This is a genomic window from Salinicola sp. MIT1003 (assembly GCF_001858555.1).
GTDB lineage: Bacteria > Pseudomonadota > Gammaproteobacteria > Pseudomonadales > Halomonadaceae > Salinicola > Salinicola salarius.
The window spans coordinates 56,242-72,760 of record NZ_MCAP01000033.1 but is presented as its reverse complement, the minus strand read 5'-3'; the positions used below and the strand labels follow the sequence as shown (position 1 = coordinate 72,760).

General features: G+C 63.3%; 15 protein-coding genes. 2 read left to right on the top strand and 13 right to left on the bottom strand.

Annotated elements, in window-relative coordinates; genetic code table 11:
- Window positions 1–28: 28 nt before the first annotated feature.
- Together aroC and prmB are read right to left on the bottom strand one after the other, a co-directional pair.
- Window positions 29–1,120 carry a chorismate synthase gene (aroC, locus tag BC443_RS12325; RefSeq protein ID WP_071232136.1) on the bottom strand — a complete coding sequence of 364 codons (1,092 nt, stop codon included), beginning with the start codon at window positions 1,118–1,120 and terminating at the stop codon, window positions 29–31.
- A 35-nt stretch (window positions 1,121–1,155) separates the two neighbouring features.
- Window positions 1,156–2,112 (bottom strand): 50S ribosomal protein L3 N(5)-glutamine methyltransferase, encoded by a 957-nt coding sequence (gene prmB / locus BC443_RS12320; RefSeq protein WP_247643282.1) that lies wholly within the window; start codon window positions 2,110–2,112, stop codon window positions 1,156–1,158.
- A gap of 156 nt (window positions 2,113–2,268) precedes the next feature.
- Here prmB and BC443_RS12315 point away from each other — a divergent pair, with 156 nt between their 5' ends.
- Window positions 2,269–2,838, top strand: a complete 570-nt coding sequence (locus BC443_RS12315) for a Smr/MutS family protein (RefSeq protein WP_071232134.1) — start codon at window positions 2,269–2,271, stop codon at window positions 2,836–2,838.
- A 9-nt stretch (window positions 2,839–2,847) separates the two neighbouring features.
- On the opposite strand, the gene BC443_RS12310 is transcribed toward BC443_RS12315, so the two are convergent.
- From BC443_RS12310 to BC443_RS12300, 3 genes are read right to left on the bottom strand one after another with little or no spacing between them, the layout of a single operon-like run.
- On the bottom strand, window positions 2,848–3,924 hold the full coding sequence (locus tag BC443_RS12310) for a patatin-like phospholipase family protein (RefSeq protein ID WP_071232133.1): 1,077 nt from the start codon (window positions 3,922–3,924) through the stop codon (window positions 2,848–2,850).
- A complete protein-coding gene (locus BC443_RS12305) occupies window positions 3,921–4,802 on the bottom strand; it encodes an alpha/beta hydrolase (RefSeq protein ID WP_247643281.1) in 882 nt (293 codons plus the stop codon). The genes BC443_RS12310 and BC443_RS12305 overlap by 4 nt, the downstream gene beginning before the upstream one ends.
- The gene (locus BC443_RS12300; protein ID WP_071232131.1) at window positions 4,799–5,605 is read right to left on the bottom strand and encodes an alpha/beta hydrolase; all 807 of its coding nucleotides are present in this window, start codon (window positions 5,603–5,605) and stop codon (window positions 4,799–4,801) included. Before BC443_RS12300 ends, BC443_RS12305 begins: the two co-directional genes overlap by 4 nt.
- Window positions 5,606–5,935: 330 nt before the next feature.
- Here BC443_RS12300 and BC443_RS12295 point away from each other — a divergent pair, with 330 nt between their 5' ends.
- Window positions 5,936–6,883, top strand: coding sequence for an AEC family transporter (locus tag BC443_RS12295; RefSeq protein ID WP_071232130.1), 948 nt, complete (start codon window positions 5,936–5,938; stop codon window positions 6,881–6,883).
- Window positions 6,884–7,034: 151 nt separating this feature from the next.
- Here BC443_RS12295 and BC443_RS12290 read toward each other — a convergent pair whose 3' ends face one another.
- From BC443_RS12290 to BC443_RS12255, 8 genes are all read right to left on the bottom strand, one after another.
- Window positions 7,035–8,612: an aldehyde dehydrogenase (NADP(+)) gene (locus tag BC443_RS12290; RefSeq protein ID WP_071232129.1), complete on the bottom strand. Its 1,578-nt coding sequence runs from the start codon at window positions 8,610–8,612 to the stop codon at window positions 7,035–7,037.
- Window positions 8,613–8,782: 170 nt separating this feature from the next.
- Window positions 8,783–9,526, bottom strand: a complete 744-nt coding sequence (locus BC443_RS12285) for a FadR/GntR family transcriptional regulator (RefSeq protein ID WP_071232128.1) — start codon at window positions 9,524–9,526, stop codon at window positions 8,783–8,785.
- A 120-nt stretch (window positions 9,527–9,646) separates the two neighbouring features.
- Window positions 9,647–10,456: an NAD(P)-dependent oxidoreductase gene (locus BC443_RS12280; protein WP_071232127.1), complete on the bottom strand. Its 810-nt coding sequence runs from the start codon at window positions 10,454–10,456 to the stop codon at window positions 9,647–9,649.
- Between the two features lie 91 nt (window positions 10,457–10,547).
- Complete coding sequence (locus BC443_RS12275; RefSeq protein ID WP_071232126.1) at window positions 10,548–11,828, bottom strand: TRAP transporter large permease; 1,281 nt, start codon at window positions 11,826–11,828, stop codon at window positions 10,548–10,550.
- Window positions 11,829–11,832: 4 nt separating this feature from the next.
- Window positions 11,833–12,354, bottom strand: a complete 522-nt coding sequence (locus BC443_RS12270) for a TRAP transporter small permease (protein ID WP_071232125.1) — start codon at window positions 12,352–12,354, stop codon at window positions 11,833–11,835.
- Window positions 12,355–12,427: 73 nt separating this feature from the next.
- Entirely contained in the window at window positions 12,428–13,432 is a 1,005-nt protein-coding gene (locus BC443_RS12265; protein WP_139284318.1) for a TRAP transporter substrate-binding protein, read from the bottom strand.
- Between the two features lie 303 nt (window positions 13,433–13,735).
- Window positions 13,736–15,064 carry an enolase C-terminal domain-like protein gene (locus tag BC443_RS12260; RefSeq protein ID WP_071232124.1) on the bottom strand — a complete coding sequence of 443 codons (1,329 nt, stop codon included), beginning with the start codon at window positions 15,062–15,064 and terminating at the stop codon, window positions 13,736–13,738.
- 180 nt (window positions 15,065–15,244) lie between these two features.
- Window positions 15,245–16,375, bottom strand: a complete 1,131-nt coding sequence (locus BC443_RS12255) for a mandelate racemase/muconate lactonizing enzyme family protein (RefSeq protein WP_071232123.1) — start codon at window positions 16,373–16,375, stop codon at window positions 15,245–15,247.
- Window positions 16,376–16,519: the final 144 nt, after the last annotated feature.

The following is a 16,519-nucleotide window of genomic DNA, read 5'->3' as shown; positions in this document are numbered from 1 at the left end:
ACGCTGCATGGCCGAGCGCAGCCAGTTCTCAGACAAGTCCGAGACGCGGCGTGTCGACGCGAACGTCGCCGTTCTGGGCACGATGGCGCAGCAGGTGATCCATCAGCGTCAGTGCCATCATCGCCTCGGCGATCGGCGTGGCGCGGATACCGACACAGGGATCGTGACGCCCCTTGGTGACGACCTCCACCGGCTCGCCGTGAATATCGATCGAACGCCCCGGCAGGGTGATGCTGGAGGTCGGCTTGAGCGCCAGATGCGCGACGATGGGCTGGCCGCTGGAGATGCCGCCGAGCACGCCGCCAGCGTGATTGGACAGGAACCCTGCCGGCGCCATTTCATCGCGATGCTCGGTGCCACGCTGGGTCACCACATCGAAACCGTCGCCGATCTCGACGCCCTTCACCGCGTTGATGCTCATCAGCCCGTGGGCCAGATCGGCATCCAGACGATCGAAGACCGGCTCGCCCAGCCCCACCGGCACGCCTTCGGCGACGACCGTGATCCTGGCGCCCACCGAGTCCTGGTCACGGCGCAGCTGATCCATGTAGGCCTCGAGTTCCGGCAGCTTGTCCGGATCCGGGCAGAAGAACGGATTGTCATCGACGCCCTCCCACCCCTTGAAGTCGATCGCGATGGGGCCGAGCTGGCTCATGTAACCACGCACCCGGATACCCTGCCGTGCGAGCCATGATTTGGCGATGGCGCCGGCGGCAACGCGCATGGCGGTCTCGCGGGCGCTGGAGCGGCCACCGCCGCGATAGTCGCGAATGCCGTACTTGTGGTGATAGGTGTAATCGGCGTGGGCCGGGCGGAACTGCTCGGCGATCTTGGAGTAGTCCTTGGAGCGCTGATCGGTGTTCTCGATCAGCAGTCCGATCGGCGTGCCCGTGGTGCGGCCCTCGAACACGCCGGAGAGGATCCGGACCTGATCCGGCTCGCGGCGCTGGGTGGTATGGCGCGACGAGCCCGGCCGGCGGCGATCCAGGTCGCGCTGCAGATCCGCCTCGCTGAGTTCGAGCCCCGGCGGGCAGCCGTCGACGATGGCACCCAGCGCGGGGCCGTGACTCTCACCGAAAGTGGTGACGGTGAACAGTTTGCCGAAGGTGTTGCCGGACATGCGCGATCCTCAGGAAAGGGAAGAAAGATTCAGGTTCAGGCCGGATGAGACGCGGCGAAGTGATCCGCGTAGGTATCGAGATCCTCGGCGCTCAGCGCAAAGACCCCTTCCCCGCCGCGTTCGAACTCCAGCCACAGGAACGGCACTTCCGGGAAAGCCGCCTCCAGATGACGCTGGGAGTTGCCCACTTCGACGATCAGCATGCCGCCATCGTTCAGGTAGGCGCGGGCTTCGCGCAGGATGCGCCGGACGATGTCGAGACCATCGCGACCGGCGACCAGTGCCAGATCGGGCTCGTGCCGATACTCCGCCGGCATGGCCGCCAGATCGCGAGTGTCGACATAGGGCGGATTGCTGACGATCAGATCGTAATGCTGCCCCGCGACGCCTTCGAACAGGTCGGACGCCACCGCGCGAACGCGCCGCCCGACATCATGACGCACGATATTCGCCTTGGCGACCTCGAGCGCTTCCACGCTGATATCGACCAGATCCACCTCGCAGGTGGGCAGGTAGAGCGCCGTGGCAATGCCGATACAGCCGGAGCCGGTACACAGGTCGAGCACGTGCGCCGGCGGCAGGTCATCGAACCAGGCCGAGAAGCCCTGTTCGATCAGTTCGGCGATGGGCGAACGGGGGATCAGCACCCGCTCGTCGACCTCGAACGGGAAGCCGGCGAAAAACGCCTCGCCGAGCAGGTAGGGCAACGGCCGACGCGACTCGATGCGGCTTCTCACCAGCGCGACGATCCGGCGCCGCTCGATGCCCAGCAGACGCGCGTCGAGCACGGCCGGGTCGATGTCCCACGGCAGATGCAGCGCGCCCAGCACCAAGGCAACCGCTTCGTCCCAGGCGCTGTCGGTGCCATGGCCGAAATGCAGCCGATGGGCATGGAATTCGGTGGTGGCCCAGCGCAGGCAGTCCCGCACGCTGAACAGGTCTTCGACGATGGCATCGTCCGCTAGCGTCAGGGTCGACTGCGGTGGCGACATGGAAGGAACTCGCATCTGGCTGGAAAACGGACGACGATTGTACGCGCAAGGCTCGCGCGTTCACAGCCGGCCATGTCATGACGCGCGGAATCGGTTACCCTTCCGCCCGCTGAATCACTCAAGCCAAAGACAGCGGTCAGCAAAGGCACAATGGCAATGACCCACTCCTCGAGCGACGACGACGATCACAACGCCTTCCGCCAGGCACTGGAAGCGGCCGGCGTTCAGCGGCTCAGACTCAACCGCGCGGCCACGGGTCGCCCGCGACGCGACGCGCTCAATGCCGACGCGCGGCGTGAAGCCGCCGAGCAGGCCCCGCCGGTCGTGCAATCCCGGCTATCGGACGGCGGCGTCGAAGCGGTCACGCCGCATCAGCGCCTGGAATTCTCGATTCCGGATCTGCCACCGCGAACCTTTGCCCAGCTCAAGCGCGGCCACATCGCCTGGGAAGGTGGCCTCGACCTTCACGGCTACACCCTCGACGAAGCCCGTGCCGAGCTCGAATCGTTCATCGACGACGCCATCGCCAGTCGGGTTCGCTGCGTGCTGGTGGTACATGGCAAGGCGCGCGGTTATCGCGGCAGCGGCGCGGATTACCCGGTGATCAAGAGCCACGTCAACACCTGGCTCAAGAACTGGTCGCGGGTGCTGGCGTTCTGCTCGGCGAGCGAGATCGATGGCGGCACCGGCGCCCTCTACGTGCTGCTGCGCACGCGCGGCGACTGACGAGCGGCGTCAACCGTGGCGCTTGGGCGAGGATAGCGGCAGCGATAGACGTGCCTGCGGGTCGGCACTGCTGGCCGGGTGGCGGCGGCCATCGACCGGTTCGGCGGCGACGGAAGTCCGGTCCCGCTGACGCTCGTGGCGATCCAGGGCCTGGGCGGCGAGATAACGTCCCAGCTCGATCAGCGCCTCGGCGCGATGGAACTCGTAGGCACCGCACACGCTCTTGGGCACCTCGATCAGGATGTCGGGCGGGTAACCGGCGATCTTGTACTTGGCCAGTGCCGCCTGAGTGATATCGAACGAGGCCAGCATCATGTCGAGCTTGCTCCAGGCGCGTTCGGTCTGGCTCGACCAGCTGGCGCTTTCCGAGGCTTCCTCTTCGTCGCTGAACGACGAGACCATTCCCTGCACCCGCGTGCGCACGTTCTTCAGCCAGCCGCTGAAGCTCTGGCCTTCGGCTTCGCGTTCGATTTCACGGGCATGCTCCTGGGCCGCCTGGTCGGCAGGCAGCAGCTCTTCCAGCGTCACGGGCGTCGGCGTCTGGGCGGTAGCATTGACCGCCAGCACGATGTCCGCGTCGACGGAGACCGTGGGAATGATCGGCAGCGGATTCAGCAGCCCTCCGTCGACCAGCACGTGCCCGTTCTCCTGGACCGGAGTAATGATGCCGGGTACCGCGATCGAGGCGCGGATCGCGCGTAGCAGCGGGCCACTCTGGAACCACACTTCCCGCTGGCGGCTCAGATCCGTCGCCACCGCCGTGAACGGCATCGGCAGGTCCTCGATACGGATATCCCCGACCAGCGCCTCCAGCTTGGTCATCACCTTGCCGGCGCGCATGGCCCCCATGGCGCTCCAGGTAATGTCGACCAGACGCAGCACGTCGAAATAGTCGAGCTGGCAGACCCAGTCGCGATAGCCGTCGAGCTTGCCAGCGGCGTAGATACCGCCGATCAAGGCACCCATGGAGCAGCCGGAGATCGACGCGATCTCGTAGCCGCGCGCTTCGAGCTCCTCGATCACGCCGATATGGGCGTAGCCCCGTGCGCCGCCGCTCCCCAATACCAACGAGACGCGAGGTTTCATGACATGGACTCCACGACCGTCGATTGATGCCAGCGTACGATTTCCGAGGCGACCTGCGCCACTCTGATGCCCTCCAGATGCAGATGATGTCCGCCGGAGACGATGCGCCGCTCGAGCCTGTCGATCCGGCGACAGGCCTCGCCAAGGTGCGGCCGCTGCGTCAACACCCCGGCGGTGGCTTGCAATAGCAGCACCCGGGCGCGAATGGCGGCCACCGTTGCCAACATCTGGTCCGGCGTCCAGCGCAGCAGCGACGGATGGACCAGACGGCGGTCGGTTCGCCAGTAGTAGCGCCCGTTCTCCTGCCGGCCGAGATTACGCTCGACGATGGGCCGCGCGGTATCGGCATCGATCCGGGTGACGCCGCCACGAACCCGCGCCGCGACCGCCTCGTCGATGCTCGCATAACTGCCGGCAGCACTGCGTGAACGCCGCCGCGCCCGCAACGCCGCTTGCAGCTGCGTCACCGTCTCGCCGGGTTCATTGGTGGTCGAGGCGAGCCCATCGATCAACACCAGTCCGTCGACCCGTTCCGGCGCGGCGGCAGCGATCAGACTGGCAATGCCGGCGCCCATCGAGTGGCCGACGAATGTCGCCGAGTTCAGCTTCAGGGCGTCCACGGCGTCGAGCACGTCTGGTACGTAACCCCACAACGGATACTCGGCCCCCGCGCCACGATGCGGTGAATGGCCTTGCCCCGGCAGGTCCAGCGCCACCAGGCGAATCCCCAGCGCAGTGGCCAGCGCGGGCGCCAGGCGGGAAAACGTCGCGGCGTTATCGAGCCAGCCGTGCAGGGCGACCCAGGTGGGCGCGGCATCGTCGCCCCAGCTCAACGCGGCCAGACGCCCTTCACCCAGAATCATTTCTCGTACCCTCAAGACTCTTCTCCCAGCATGTCGTCGATGGCTTCCAGAATCGCCTGACGGGTCGCTTGCGGATGCTCGAACGGAAACATGTGACCACCGGGCACACAGTGCAACCGAATGCCCAGCCGCGAGAGCGTGCGTCGCCGCTCGGGCGTCAGCAGATCAGAGTCTCTACCGGCGATCACGGTCAGCGGCACCTCGATCTTGCGCAGCACCGAAGTGAGATGATCCGGCAGGTGGCGAAACACGGCGGCCTCGGTGCGAGGCGCATAGCGCAGCTTCGCCGCGCCGCTATCGTCGACGATGGTCGTCGCCCCGGTGACGTAATCCTCCATCGCGGTTTCGGTAAAGCCCTTGAACAGCGAACGGCGACGCAGCGAAGCGGCCATCGCTTCCCGGCTGGGCCAGACCTCGCGACGGCGCAGCGTCTTGCCGGCCGGCGTCACCCGGTCGACGAAGCCGGCGAGCTTGGCGAACTTCAACATCCAGGCGTCCCGCCCGAGCAGCAGCGGCGGATCCAGTGCCACCACGGCGCGAAAGCGATCCGGCGCCTTGGAGGCGGCCATGATCGAAAGCACGCCGCCCATGGAGTGCCCCACGGCGACGATCGGCTTTGACAACGACTCGGTGGCCGACAGGTACTCTTCGCGCAATGCCAGCCAGTTCCGCCCTACCGGGAACTGGGGATCATGCGCCAGGCGGTCCAGCGGATGCAGTTCGAAATGCGTCGCCAACGGTGACAACAGCGTCTGGTAACTGGCACCGGTAAACCCGTTGGCGTGGGCAAAGACCAGTGGATAACGCAGCATCGACATCTGAATTCCCTTAGACTATCGGCTAATCGGCTATAAATGCATGGCTTCAAATTCACGACCCGGTCGAACGCCCAACGCCCATGCCTCTCGATATCGTCTCTCGACATCAGGATGGCATCGGCCATGATCGCCGCTGACAGGCTTCGATGGTCACGATCATGAAACGGGCTCGCATCCCGGCGGCATTCGACCCTTTTACCCAGCAAGGATTGTACTGTGTCTCGCAAAGGATCCCACCGCGACACCCGTCTGCGTAACCGCTTGTTCTGGGCGCTGCTGATCGCGGCGCTCGTGGTCGGCTTCTGGTTAGTCCGCGGCGGAGAGTGAATCATGGGGCTGCTGGCCGCCTTTACCCATACGCTGGAAATCACGCTGCCGGTCTTTCTGATGGTCTTCCTGGGGCTCGGCCTCAAGCGGCTCGGCTGGATCGATTCCCACTTCATCACCACGGCATCGATGCTGGTGTTCAAGGTCACCATGCCGGCGCTGCTGTTTCTGAGCATCATCAAGGCGGATCTGAGTCGCGCCCTGCAGCCGGAGCTGATCGGCTATTTCATCGGCTACACCATCATCAGCTTCTTTCTCGCCTGGGCCTGGGCGATCTGGCGGCACCCCCGCGTGGAAAGGGGCATCTTCACCCAGGGGGCATTCCGCGCCAACAATGGCATCGTCGGGCTCGCCCTGGCGGCCGGCCAGTACGGCGACTACGGCCTTTCCGTGGGCGGCGTGCTGGCCGGCGCGGTCATCGTCATCTACAACGTCTTCTCGGTCTTCATCCTGTCGCTCTACAGTGACGAGGTCGCCACGGACTTCCGCAGCCTGATCAAGAATCTGGCCAAAAATCCGCTCATCCTGAGCGTCGTCTTCGCGATTCCGGTGGCACTATCGGATATCGAACTCCCCGGCTGGGTCATGACCTCGGGCGGCTATCTTGCCGGCATGTCGCTGCCGTTGGGATTGATCTGCATCGGCGGCACGCTTTCCGTCAGCGCGTTCAAGCGCAGCAGTACCATCGCCCTCGACGCCAGCCTGTGGAAGCTGGTGTGGGTTCCCCTACTCGGGGTGCTGGGCGCCCTCGCCGTGGGGATTCACGGCCCGGCACTAGGGATCATCTTCCTCTACCTGGGTTGCCCGGGGGCAGCGGCCAGTTTCGTCATGGCCAAGGCGTTCAAGAGCAACGACAAGCTGGCTGCCAACATCATCGTCATCACCACCTTCGCGTCGATGTTCAGCCTCAGCCTGGGGCTGTTCCTGCTGAAATGGCTGGGGCTGGTATAGCCCGGGCGCTGTCGCTGCCGGACGAACGCCGGACGAATACCGGACGAAAAAGGGGCCGCTCTCGAGCGACCCTTTTCATTGCCCTGTCTCATCAGATCGTCTCATCAGCCAGCCATCGTCATGCCGATGACTGGCATGCAAGCTGACGAGATCAGCGTTCGCGTTCGCCGTCGACGAGGCGACGCAGCTTCAGCGGATTGCTCTCGCGCACGGCTTCCGGCAGCAGCGCATCCGGCAGGTCCTGGTAACAGACGGGGCGCAGGAAGCGGAAGATCGCCGCGGTCCCCACGGACGTGGTGCGCGAATCCGAAGTCGCCGGGAACGGGCCGCCGTGAACCATGGCGTGGCATACTTCCACCCCGGTCGGCCAGCCGTTGGCCATGATCCGGCCCGCCTTGCGCTCGAGCGTCGGCAGCAGCACCCTGGCAGCCTCGTGATCGGCGTCGTCCATCTGCAGCGTTGCCGTCAGCTGGCCTTCAAGCACCTCGGCGACACGCTTGACTTCCGCCGCATCGCGGCAGGCCACGATCAGCGAGGAGGCGCCGAAGACTTCTGCCTGCAGCGAGGTATCGGCGATCACGTCCTCGCCGGCAGCCACGAACAGGCCGCCCTGGCACTGGTTGGCGCCTTCGCCCTCCAGTCCACGCGCCACTTCGCGAACCTTGCTGTTCGCCGCCAGCGCGCGGACGCCCTGGCCATACGCTTCGTGAATCCCCGGCGTCAGCATCGTCTGCGCCGTGCTGCTCTTGAGCGTTTCGCTGGCGGACTCGATGAACGCGTCGAGATCCGGCCCTTCGACCGCGATCACCAGGCCCGGATTGGTGCAGAACTGACCGGCGCCCATGTTGAGAGAGCCCACGAACGCCTCGCCCAGCGCCTTGGCGCGCGCCTTCAACGCCGCCGGCAACAGGAACACGGGGTTGATGCTGCTCATTTCCGCATAGAACGGGATCGGCTCCGGACGACGCTGGGCAATCTCCAGCAGCGCCAGACCGCCCTTGCGCGACCCGGTGAAGCCCGCTGCCTTGATCCGCGGATCGGCGACCAGCGCCTGCCCCACCTCGAAGCTGGAATCGTGCAGCATCGAGAACACGCCTTCGGGCAGACCGCACTTCTTGACGGCGGCCTGCACGGCGCGACCCACCAGCTCGCAGGTGCCGGGATGCGCCGGGTGCCCCTTGACGATCACCGGGCAACCTGCAGCCAGTGCCGACGCGGTATCGCCACCGGCGACGGAGAACGCCAGCGGGAAATTGCTGGCGCCGAACACGGCCACCGGCCCCAGGGCGATATGACGCTGGCGCAGATCGACCCGCGGCATCGGTTGGCGATCCGGCAAGGCCGGATCAATGCGAACATCGAGCCACTCTCCCGCCCGCACGGTATCGGCAAACAAGCGCAGTTGGCCGCAGGTACGGCCCCGCTCGCCCTGGATGCGCCCCTGGGGCAGACCGGATTCGGCCACGGCCCGTTCGATCAGGTCGTCACCGATCGCCTCGATCTCGTCGGCGATCGTCTCGAGAAACCGGGCACGTTCTTCGAGCGAGGTTTCTCGGTAGGTATCGAATGCCGACCAGGCGAGATCGCAGGCTCGCGCCACGTCTTCGGCAGTGCCGCCGAAAAACTCGGTCGGCATACGCTCGCCCGTCGCCGGATTGATCGCAACGATCGGATCGCGGGCTCCCTTGACGGTTTGCTGTCCAATCAGTAGTTCGCCAGTCAGATTCACATTGCCTCCTAGAAAAGCTGGGATGTTAGAGAAAGCTGGGATATCGAAAACACCCGAATGCCGGGACGCCAATGCCAACAGGAAGACACCGCCGCCCCTTGGGACGGCAGTGCAGTCGAACGATGTCTCGAATCGATCGGCCCGCCTTTACCACCCGGGCCGGCAAGAGATTACGCTTCGGAGCGATCCTGATACGCGGCGTAATTGTCGTACGCCCGTTGGAGATGGCGGTGCATGGCGTCCCGGGCGGCTTCCGCCTGCCCCGAGACGATCGCCTGCAGGATCTCGCCATGCTCCCGAGCCACCCTTTCAAGATAGTAAGATATGGCCTGAGGGTCGAGCTCGACGGACAGAAGCTTGGTCCGGGGGATGGCGCCTTCGTTGAGCTGGTCGTACAACGAGACGAAGAACGGGTTGTGCGTGGCTTCGACGATCGCCCGATGGAAGACGTAGTCCTCGTGGCGAGCCTGGCTACCCGTCTCGCAGGCCGCCAGGAACTGCTCGTGAGCACTCTGCATCGCCGCGATATCCAGCGGCGTGCGCCGTTCGGCCGCCAGCGCCGCCGCCTGGGCGTCCAGCGTCATGCGCATTTCCAGCACGTGCAGAATGTCTTCCACCGTGGTGGCGTTGATGCGTCTTGCCGGAAACTGGTGATCCGGCACGGAGCGCAGGACGCGCGTGCCGATGCCCCGACGCGTTTCGACCAGGCCCATCGATTTGAGATGAGCGATAGCCTCGCGCACCGCCGTTCGACTGACACCGAACATGTCGCACAGCTGGCTCTCGGTCGGCAATTTTTCGCCCACCTCGATATGTCCCTGAGTGATCAGGGCTTCCAGCTGCCGGGCGATCTGGCGCGATAGACTCTCCTGAGAAGAGATGCGCTTTATCTCCCAAGCCTTGGTCTGCTCCATCGTGCTGCCTACCTTATCGATTTTCTTGGCCGACGCCGGCGTCCGTAATCGCTCGGGGCGGTCGGTGCTGTATGACGTTCGAGGTGAATAGCATACCAGTTCGACCGACCCCGGCCCGGATCACGTTTCGTCGTCGGGATGACCCAGCGTGACGAACTTGCCGCCTTGATGGACGACCGCCGGGTCCGTCGGATCCTGAGGCGCTTTGGCCGCTTCGGCCTCGACTTCGGCCCGCCACGGCGCCGAGCTTTCCTGCGGCACCCAGCCGAGGAACTGCGCATGGCGGTTGTCCCACCACTGCTCGGCATTGTCGGAAGCGCCATAGACCACCGTATAACCCAGCTTGGGGGCGATGAACGCCCGCTCCAGCAGGGCCACGAAATCCTCGACGCCTAGCCACGTCGCCAGCATGCGAGTGTCCTTGGGCTTGGGGAAGCAGGAGCCGATGCGCACGCTCAGCGTCTCGATCGCGAACTTGTCGAAATAGAGACTCGCCAGGTCCTCGCCAAAACACTTGGAAACCCCATAGAGCGAGTCCGGCCGGCGCGGGACCTGGCTATCGATCCGCGTCGAGCGCTCGTAGAAACCGATGGTATGGTTCGAGCTGGCAAAGACGATGCGCGGCTTGCCCTGCTTCCGGGCCGCCTCGTAGAGGTTGTAGGTTCCGATGATGTTGGCCTGCAGGATCCCTTCCCACGGCTTCTCGACCGAGATGCCGCCCAGGTGGACGATACCGTCGCAATCGCTGACGAGCTTTGCCACCGCCGCCGCGTCGGCCAGATCGCAAGCGACAATCTCCTCGTGCTGCTCGGCGTTGCCGATTGTCTCGATGTCCGACAGACGCACGTGCCGGGCGAGCTTCGCCAGATGCGGACGGATGGCTTGCCCGACGCCACCGGCGGCGCCAGTCACCAGTAATCGATTCAGCATGTTGATCTCTCCTCGTTGGGTTGGACGGTCAGATGCCAATGACCGTCCAGTGGGGTGTCGAATGGTTCGAAGCCGAGCTCTCGCTGTCGCGTCACTGCAGCAGGTTGGGCAACGTCAAGGAAATCGCCGGTACGTAGGTCACCAGCATCAGCACCACGAACAACGCCAGGTAGAATGGCCAGATGGTCTTGACGGTCTGTTCGATCTTGATCCCGCCGATCGCGCTGCCGACGAACAGACACCCGCCGACCGGCGGCGTACACAGACCAATGCCCAGATTCATCATCATCAGGATGCCGAACTGGATAGGGTCCATGCCGAACTGCTGCGCCACCGGCAGGAAAATCGGCGTACAGATCAGAATGAGCGGCGCCATGTCCATGATCATGCCGAGCGCCAGCAACAGCAGGTTGAGCATCAGCAACACGACGATGGGATTGTCGGAGAAGGATGTCAGTGCATTGGCGAGCATTTCCGGCACATTGTAGAGCGCCAGCAGGTAGGAAAATGCCGAGGCGCACCCGACCAGAATCATCACCAGCGCCGTCGTCTTGACGGCCTGGTAGACCGCCTTCTTGAACGACTCCCAGCGAAGTTCGCGATAGACGAGCCCGGTGATGACGATGGCGTAGATCGCACCGAACGCGCCGGATTCGGTCACTGTCAGGATGCCGGACAGCACGCCGCCGACGATGATCACCGCCGTCAGCAGCCCGGGCAGCGACGCGACGAAGCTGATCAGCAGCGCATACCAGCCCGGAAAGGGTTCGCCGCCGTAGCCGCGCTTGACCGCCACCACATAGGCCGCCACCGCCAGCGCCAGACACATCAGAATACCGGGAACGATGCCCGCCACGAAAAGCTGGGTAACCGAGATCCCGCCACCGGCCGCCACGGCGTAGAGAATCATGTTGTGGCTGGGCGGAATCACCACACCGGCAATCGAGGAGGTCACCGTCACGTTGACCGCATAGTCGGTGTCGTAGCCCTTCTCTTTCATTACCGGAATCAGAATGGAGCCCAGTGCCGAAGTATCGGCGACGGCAGAACCGGAGATGCCGCCGAACAGCATGGAAGAGGTCACGTTGACCATCCCCAGGCCGCCGCGGACGCGACCGACCGCTGCCGAAGCGAAACGTACCAGGCGGCTCGAGATGCCGCCGTGCAGCATCAGCTCACCCGCAAAGATGAAAAACGGAATCGCCAGCAGCGAGAATACCGAGATCCCCGAGACGATTCGCTGGAATCCCACGAACAGCGGCAGCCCCTCGTAGAGAAACGTCACGATCGAGGCCAGCCCCACCGCGAACGCGATCGGCGCTCCCACGATCAACCCGAGGAGAAAGACGCCGAAAAGAATCGCAAGCCCCATAGTGTCAGCTCCCTGCCCGGCCGGTACGTGTGATGCGTTGAATGAGATTGGCGCAGGTGAAAATCACCATGAGCACGCCACAAGCGACTAGAGGCGCGGCTCGCCAACTTTCGGAGAGCCCGATCATCGGGATCGGACGGCCGGCGTTGCTCATCATCATCAACCAGCCCTGCCATGCCATGAAACCACCGAAAAGCAGCACGAATCCGTCGGAAATGGCGTGCATGACCACTCGCGGAATCCGCGGTGCGCCCTCACGCAGAAAGTCGATGCTCAGATGGGAATTGAAGCGTACACCCGCACCCGCACCCAGGCAGGTGATATAGACCACGATCAACAGCGAAGACTGTTCGATCCAGGTCGGCGTGTCATTGAGCACGTAACGGCCGAAAACCAGCCAGCCGAACGAAAAAATCAGGAACACCAGCAGCACGCCAGCAACGATCAGGCATAAACGCGCCAAACCGTCCAGCACCCTGTCTGACGTCGTGTCAGGATTGGTGGCCGAATCCGGGACGTTATCCACGATGGTTTTCCCTAGTTGATATCGAAGACAAAAAACGAGCCCCTGTGATCAGGGGCCCGTCACTCTTGAAGGCTTACTGGGTATTGCGAATATCGTCGATCAACGATTCCAGATCGGGATGCTCCTTGATGAAGGCCTGATAGATCGGCTCCATACGCTTCTGGAATGCCGCCTTGTCCTTCACTTCATTGACCTTCACGCCAGCCGCTTCGACTTTCTCGCGGCTTTTCTCTGCACCTTCTTTCCACAGCTCGCGCTGCTTTTGGGCCGCATCTTCTGCCGCCTTGCGCACGATCGACTTGTCTTCGTCGGAAAGTTCGTTCCAGCTGGACTTCGCGACACACAGACATTCGGGAATGATCAAGTGACCGGTTTCGGAGAAGTACTTGGCGACTTCGTAATGATTACTGGATTCGAATGACGGGAAGTTGTTCTCGGCACCATCGATGACACCCGTCTTCAATGACTGGAACACTTCGCCGTAGGACATTGGCGTCGCATTGCCGCCCAAAGCATCGACCATGTCTACATAGAGATCATTGTTCATGACGCGAAGCTTGAGCCCCTTCACATCATCGGGACCTTCGATGGGATGATCCGTGTTGTAGAAACTGCGGGCACCGGAGCCGAACCAGGACAGGGCGATCAGATCCTTTTCCGCCAGGGCATCGGCGAAACGCTTGCCGATATCCCCATCCATGACGCGATACATTTGATCGACGCTATCGAACAGGAATGGCAGAGACAGCACGTCGGTTTCAGGGACGATCGGCCCCATCGGACCCATATTGAAATTACCGAAGTCCAGGGCGCCGCTACGGGTCTGATCGATCGCGTCAGGCTGGTCACCGAGAACCGCATTGTTATAGATCCGCGGATTGATTCTGCCGTCCGTGTTCTTGGAAACTTCCTCGTCGAAGAATTTCAACGCCACCGAGTTTGGATAACCATCCGGATGAACGTTCCACCCTCGCCAGTCTTCCGCATGAGCGGGGAAAGCAGCGACGGATAACGCGCCAGCAACGGCAACCGCAGGCAGCGAAGCGGAAAGGTTGTTCCAGAAACGTGATGTCATCATATGGCTCCTTCGCTCGACTCGAAGCGAATTGTGATTGTCGAAACGCAGAATGCCATACATCATACTTGAGGTAATATTAGACTTTGGAATTGGCAGATAATGGCGAATTATCAACGAGATACGGCATTAGTTGCTTTTGTAAACTATTGATAAGTCGCCACTTTCATAGCAATGGATCCAACCGGGTACGATCGTTTCCCCCGGGAATGGGTCGGCTCTGATCGTCATCGGACGTAAAAAAGGCAGCATCCGAAAATGCTGCCCAGATCCTTCGATATCTATCGACGGAGGCCGGCTGACATGTCAGCGCACCAGCGCTGGCCGCTTGGGATCGAACGACCAGCCATCGATCAGATACTGCATCGCCATTGCATCGTTGCGTTGACGCACGTCGAGCGACTTGTAGAGGGCGTGGGCCTTTTCGACCTGAGCCATGTCGAGCCTGACCCCGAGCCCCGGCGTCTTCGGCACACTCAGCTTGCCCTCGCGGATCGCGAAGGGCGCCTCGGTCAGGCGCTGGCCGTCCTGCCAGATCCAGTGCGTATCGATGGCCGTGATATTGCCCGGGCAAGCTGCCGCTACGTGGGTCATCATCGCCAGCGAGACATCGAAGTGGTTGTTGGAGTGCGAGCCCCAGGTCATCCCCCACTCGTCACACAGCTCACCGACCATGACCGCGCCCTGCATGGTCCAGAAATGGCAGTCCGCCAGTGGAATGTCGACGGCATTGAGCGCTACCGCGTACTGCAGCTGCTTGAAGTCGGTCGCGATCATGTTGGTGGCGGTGGGCAAACCGGTGCGCTTCTTGAACTCGGCCATCACCTCGCGCCCGGACCAGCTCTCTTCCTGCCCGCAGGGATCTTCGGCATAGCTGAGGATGTGCTTGATCGGATCGAGAACCCGAACCGCCTCGTCGAGCTTCCAGGCCCCGTTGGGGTCCAGCGTCAGCCGGGCTTCGGGGAAGGCTTCGTGCAGCGCACGAATGCAGTCGGCTTCCTCTTCGCCCCGCAGCACGCCGCCCTTGAGCTTGAAGTCCTTGAAGCCGTAACGCTCATAGGCCGCCTTGGCCAGATTGGCCACGGCATCCGGCGTCAGCGCCTCCCGACGGCGGACTTCGTCCCACGCATCGACCGGGTTTTCGGGCTTGGGATACGGCAAGTCGGTCTTGTCCGGATCACCCAGCAGGAACAGATAGCCCAGCGCTTCGACTTCATCGCGCTGGCGGCCGAAACGGCCCAACAGGTCCGCCACCGGCTGACCCAACGCCTGGCCGTAGAGATCGAACAGCGCCGATTCGATGGCGGTCAGCACGTGCACCGCCACGCGCAGATCGAACGTCTGGCGCCCCCGCTCCTCCCGCCCGTTGCTCGCCAGCAGCAGGCGCGAGCGGTTGAGCGTCTGCTTGACCTCGTTGACTCTGGAGCCCTCGACCAGAGAACGACACTGCTCCAGCCCCTTGAGGATTCCCTCGCCGGACGGGATCTCGCCGACGCCCTGGTTGCCGGCATCGTCCTCGAGGATCAGCAGGCAGCGAATGAACCACGGCGCATGGCCGCCGCTCAGGTTGAGCAAAAAGCTGTCATACCCGGCGACCGGCATCACCGTCATCTTGGTCACTTTAGGGAAACTCATATCGCACTCCTCGATATTCGATCGTTGCGGAAACACTGAAGAAATCGGCGAGCAAGGCGCGCGGCGCCCGGCGCACAGGAACCGGAGCCTATGGGGTATAGGTGAGGATTCCGACCGGGCTCGCGCTCCAGCACCGAGCAACGCAGCGATTCATCTGCGCAGCCATTGATTCAGTGTTTCCTAGCCGCGCTTGCCGAATTCGGCGCTGTTGACCGTCCACTTCCGCGCCTGCTCGGTCAGGGTGATCCCCAGGCCCGGGCGATCCGGCACCAGCATGCGGCCGTTGCGGGTTTCCAGGCGCTCGTTGAACAGCGGCTCCAGCCAGTCGAAGTGTTCGACCCAGGGCTCGGCGGGATAGGCGGCGGCCAGGTGAAGGTGAATCTCCATCGCGAAGTGAGGCGCAAGTTGCAGGCCGGCAGCGTCCGCCAGCGTCGCCAGTTTCAAGAACTGGGTGATCCCGCCGATCCGCGGGGCATCCGGCTGGATGATGTCGGCGCTGCGGTGCTTGATCAGCTCCATGTGCTCGCCCACGCTGGCCAGCATCTCGCCGGTGGCGATCGGCGTGTCGAGAGCACTGGCCAGGGCCGCGTGACCTTCCACGTCGTAGGCGTCCAGCGGCTCTTCGATCCATACCAGATTGTACTGCTCCATGGCACGACCGAAGCGTAGTGCCGTCGCCCGGTCCCACTGCTGGTTGGCGTCGATCATCAACGGAACGTCGTCGCCCAGATGCTTGCGCACGGCCTCGACGCGCTGAAGGTCGATCCGCATGTCGGGCTGCCCCACCTTGATCTTGACGCCCTTGATGCCGTTCTCGAGAGACCGCGTCGCGTTCTCCTTGACCTCTTCGATCGGCGTATGCAGAAAGCCGCCGGAGGTGTTGTAGCACTGCACGGAGTCGCGATGCGCCCCCAGCAGCTTGGCCAGCGGCAGCCCGGCGCGCTTGGCCTTGAGATCCCACAGGCCGACATCGACCGAAGCGATCGCCTGGGTCGAGAGGCCGCTGCGCCCTACCGATGCCCCGGCCCACACCAGCTTCTGCCACAGCTTGCCGGTGTCGTTGGGATCTTCGCCCAGAATGGCCGGCGCGATTTCCTGGGCATGGGCGAACTGACCATATCCCCCGGCACGCTTGGAGTAGCTGAAGCCGATCCCCTGATGGCCATCACGCGTCTCGATCTCGGTGAACAAAAACGACACTTCGGTCATCGGCTTCTGACGACCGGTGAGCACCTTCGCATCGCTGATGGGCGTCGCCAGCGGCAACAGGACGTGGGAAAAACGGATCCAGCTAATGGCATCGTTGGACATCGGACTACCTCATGAATGTGGCGAGAGACTCTCCCCCGATCTGCCCGACGCCCGTATGATAGCGCAATCATTCAAGGCGTCGAGCCACGAACGGAGGAGATGTTAGCGCAATCAATTTGTATGACAAAGAGGCCGCCCTGCGAT

Coding starts and splice junctions, on each gene's coding strand:
- aroC (WP_071232136.1), bottom strand. CDS start 1,120: ATGTCCGGCAACACCTTCGGCAAACTGTTCACCGTCACCACTTTCGGT.
- prmB (WP_247643282.1), bottom strand. CDS start 2,112: ATGTCGCCACCGCAGTCGACCCTGACGCTAGCGGACGATGCCATCGTC.
- BC443_RS12315 (WP_071232134.1), top strand. CDS start 2,269: ATGACCCACTCCTCGAGCGACGACGACGATCACAACGCCTTCCGCCAG.
- BC443_RS12310 (WP_071232133.1), bottom strand. CDS start 3,924: ATGAAACCTCGCGTCTCGTTGGTATTGGGGAGCGGCGGCGCACGGGGC.
- BC443_RS12300 (WP_071232131.1), bottom strand. CDS start 5,605: ATGTCGATGCTGCGTTATCCACTGGTCTTTGCCCACGCCAACGGGTTT.
- BC443_RS12295 (WP_071232130.1), top strand. CDS start 5,936: ATGGGGCTGCTGGCCGCCTTTACCCATACGCTGGAAATCACGCTGCCG.
- BC443_RS12285 (WP_071232128.1), bottom strand. CDS start 9,526: ATGGAGCAGACCAAGGCTTGGGAGATAAAGCGCATCTCTTCTCAGGAG.
- BC443_RS12280 (WP_071232127.1), bottom strand. CDS start 10,456: ATGCTGAATCGATTACTGGTGACTGGCGCCGCCGGTGGCGTCGGGCAA.
- BC443_RS12275 (WP_071232126.1), bottom strand. CDS start 11,828: ATGGGGCTTGCGATTCTTTTCGGCGTCTTTCTCCTCGGGTTGATCGTG.
- BC443_RS12265 (WP_139284318.1), bottom strand. CDS start 13,432: ATGATGACATCACGTTTCTGGAACAACCTTTCCGCTTCGCTGCCTGCG.
- BC443_RS12260 (WP_071232124.1), bottom strand. CDS start 15,064: ATGAGTTTCCCTAAAGTGACCAAGATGACGGTGATGCCGGTCGCCGGG.
- BC443_RS12255 (WP_071232123.1), bottom strand. CDS start 16,375: ATGTCCAACGATGCCATTAGCTGGATCCGTTTTTCCCACGTCCTGTTG.